This window comes from Streptomyces aurantiacus JA 4570, from assembly GCF_000414115.1.
GTDB classification, from domain to species: Bacteria; Actinomycetota; Actinomycetes; order Streptomycetales; family Streptomycetaceae; genus Streptomyces; species Streptomyces aurantiacus_A.
In genome coordinates, this window is record NZ_AOPZ01000205.1 from 1 (window position 1) to 3,246 (window position 3,246).

The following is a 3,246-nucleotide window of genomic DNA, read 5'->3' on the forward strand; positions in this document are numbered from 1 at the left end:
GGCCGCGCCCCGCGGCGGCCGGGCGATCGCGCGCCACCAGGGCGCGTCGGGCACCGCGTCGGACGACGGCTCGAAGGGCTCGCCGGGGATCGGCAGGGCGATCGCGGCGCCCTCGGCGCGGGCGGCGGCGAGCGTGCCCTCGCCGGGCTCTGACCAGGGGTGCGGCGCGAGGTTGAAGGTGGCCCAGTGGATGGGCAGCAGCACGCCGTGCGGCCGCCCGCCCTGGAGGTCGAGGTGGGCGCGCATGCCCTCGTCGGGGCGCATGTGGATGTCCGGCCAGAAGTCCGAGTAGGCGCCGATCTGGATCATCGTGGCGTCGAACGGGCCGTGCTGGGCGCCGATGTCCTTGAAGCCGGGGAAGTACCCGGTGTCGCCGCTGTGGAAGACGCGGTGCTCGGGGCCGCGCACGCTCCAGGACGCCCACAGCGTGTGCTGCTCGTTGCGCAGGCCGCGCCCGCAGAAGTGGCGGGCGGGCGTCGCCGTGAGGGTCAGCCCGCCGACGTCCGTGGACTCGTGCCAGTCCAGCTCGCGCAGCCGGTCCGCGGGCACGCCCCAGCGCTCCAGGTGCGCGCCGACGCCGAGCGGCACCACGAACACCGTGTCCGTGTCGGCGAGCGCCTTGATGCTGGGCAGGTCCAGGTGGTCGTAGTGGTCGTGCGAGATGACGACCGCGTCGACCGGGCCGAGCGCCGCGAGCGGGACCGGCGCCGGGTGCAGCCGCTTCGGCCCGACGAAGGCGAACGGCGAGCACCGCTCGCCCCACACGGGGTCGAAGAGCACCCGGCGTCCGTCGATCTCGGTGAGGACGCTGGAGTGCCCCATCCAGGTGAGCCGGAGGCCGCTCGCGGGGGGCTCGGCGAGGTCCGCCAGGGTCGTCGCGTGCACCGGGATGAGGCCGGACGGCGCCCGGAGGGCCCGCTCCTCCTTGCGGAAGTAGATCTTCGCGAACTCCAGGGCGGACCCGGAGGGTCTGGTGCGCGCCCCCATCGGGTTCTGGAAGGAGCCGTTCGCGAAGTGCGGCGAGCGGCGGATGCGCGCGAGCCGTTCGCCCGCGGGGTCCGCCCCGAAGGCGGGCGGCCGCAGCGAGCGGAGCCGGGGGCTCGAGAACCGGGACACGGCACCTCCAGGAACAGGATTGCTCAGGTTCCCCCATTATGTGCGCCCCTTCCGACAGCGGCTGTCGGAAGGGGCGCGTACGCCCGGCGGCGATGTCACATCCGCACCCGCCCGTTCCGTCACCTCACCGAGACGGCGAACCACGCCGCGTACGACGTACGACATGGAGGTGGCCCCATGGCCCGCATCTCGCTCAGCCCGCCCCGCACGCTGTTCTTCCGCGCCATGGAGTGGTACTCGAAGCGTGCCTACGGCAAGGTCCTCGACCCGGGCAGGGCGATGGCCCACCACCGCCGCGCCCTCTGGGCCTACCTGCGCTTCGAGCAGTCCGTCGCCAAGTGGAACAAGCTCGACGGCGACCTGAAGGCGCTGGCCGTGATGGCGTCGGCGGCGTCCATCGGCTGCTCCTGGTGCATGGATTTCGGCTACTGGGAGAACCACGGGCGCGGCATGGACCCGCGGAAGCTGCACGACGTACCGCTGTGGCGCGAGAGCGAGGTCTACACACCGCTGGAGCGTGACGTGATGGCCTACGCGGAGGCCGTGACCGCGAACCCGCCCGAGGTCGACGACGAGATCGCCGACCGGCTGCTGGCGCGGCTCGGCGAGGCCGCGTTCGTGGAGCTGACCATGATGGTGGCCGTGGAGAACCTGCGCTCGCGCTTCAACTCCGCGATGGGCCTGACCAGTCAGGGCTTCAAGGCGTCCTGCGAGCTGCGCGAGGGACCCGTCCGCCGCGCATAGGCCCAGCGTGACGCGCGTAGGTAGGGTGCACGGCGTGACAAGAGTGCGGTTGAGCGTGGCGGAGCGGCGGGTGGAGCTGCTGACCGCCACCGTCGAACAGATCGAGGCGCGCGGCGTGGCGGCCGTGCGCATCGCGGACGTCGCGGCCGCGCTCGGGGTGAGCAACGCCCTTGTCCTGTACCACTTCTCGACCAAGGACGAGTTGGTGGCGGCCGCGTTCGCGCACGCCGCCGAGGGCGATCTGGCACACCTGCGCAAGCTGCTCGGGCGGCGGACGCCGGCGGTGCGCCGGCTGCGGGCGGCGGTGCGCTGGTACGCGCCGACGGGCTCGGCCAAGGGATGGCGGCTGTGGATCGAGGGCTGGGCGGCGGCGCTGCGCGAGCCCGCGCTGCGGTCGGTCACCCGCGATCTGGACCGCCGGTGGAAGGAGGCCCTCGGCGAGGTCATCGCGGAGGGCGTGGCCGCGGGCGAGTTCCGCTGCCCCGACCCCGAGGCCGCCGCCCTGCGCCTGACGGCCCTGCTCGATGGCCTCGCCGTCCAGATGACGGCCCACCCGGGCGCGGTGACCCGGGCCCGGACCCGCGCCTGGGCGGACGAGGCCCTGGCCCGCGAACTGGGCCTGTCCCCGGCCGACTTGACGCCCTGACCCTGTGGCTCCCCAGGGGGCTCCGCCCCCTGGACCCCCGATCGGCCTGAAGAACGGCCTCGTCCTCAAACGCCGGACGGGCTAGAACTCACCCACCCTCACCGCAACTCATACACCGCCACCACCGACACGTTGTCCTCGATCTCGCCGGGAGCGACCGGCACCCCGTCGTGCTTGGCGAAGGCCGCCGGGGACACCGTCAGCGGGCGCGGGTCCGCGGCCTCGGCCTCGTTGAGGGAGACCAGGCGGCCGAGGCCGCGGCCGGACAGGCTCGCGTAGTGCTCGGCCTTGGAGCGGGCGTCCTCGTGCGCGGCCTGACGGGCCTTGGCGCGCAGGGGGCGCGCGTCGGCGACGTCGAAGGAGACCCCGTTGACGCGGACGGCGTCACCCGCGGCGTCCGACGCGGCCTTGATCACCCGGCCGGTCCGGTGCAGCTCACGGACCTTGACGCTGAAGCTCTGCGCGGCCCGGTACCCGGTCAGCTTGGAAACCCCACGGCCGTCCTCGTACACGGCGGACAGCTCCAGGCTGTCGGTCCGCACGTCGCGCTCGGCGACCCCCTGCCCGCGCAGCGCGCCGAGGAGCGCGTCGGCGGCGGCGTGCTGCGCGGCGAGCGCCTTCTCGGCCGTCGGCGCGGTGACCTCGACGGCCATGCTGACGACGGCGAGATCGGGCGCGGCACTCGCGGTGCCGGTGCCCGTGACGGTCACGGTGGCGGGCGCCGGGGCGGGCGCCGACGC

4 protein-coding genes are annotated in these 3,246 nt (G+C 74.1%); 2 read left to right on the forward strand and 2 right to left on the reverse strand.

From position 1 onward, the window contains the following. Nucleotides 1-1,116: MBL fold metallo-hydrolase (locus STRAU_RS20225; RefSeq protein ID WP_037660691.1), on the reverse strand; the 1,116-nt coding region annotated here is incomplete at its 3' end. Between the two features lie 177 nt (nucleotides 1,117-1,293). Between STRAU_RS20225 and STRAU_RS20230 the strand changes: the two genes are divergently transcribed. Further along, nucleotides 1,294-1,860: a carboxymuconolactone decarboxylase family protein gene (locus STRAU_RS20230; protein WP_016642232.1), complete on the forward strand. Its 567-nt coding sequence runs from the start codon at nucleotides 1,294-1,296 to the stop codon at nucleotides 1,858-1,860. Nucleotides 1,861-1,894: 34 nt separating this feature from the next. After that, on the forward strand, nucleotides 1,895-2,506 hold the full coding sequence (locus STRAU_RS20235) for a TetR/AcrR family transcriptional regulator (RefSeq protein WP_106967983.1): 612 nt from the start codon (nucleotides 1,895-1,897) through the stop codon (nucleotides 2,504-2,506). Between the two features lie 98 nt (nucleotides 2,507-2,604). Here the strand turns inward: STRAU_RS20235 and STRAU_RS20240 are convergent. After that, nucleotides 2,605-3,246 (reverse strand): SIMPL domain-containing protein (locus STRAU_RS20240; RefSeq protein WP_106967984.1); only part of this gene is annotated, 642 nt, incomplete at its 5' end.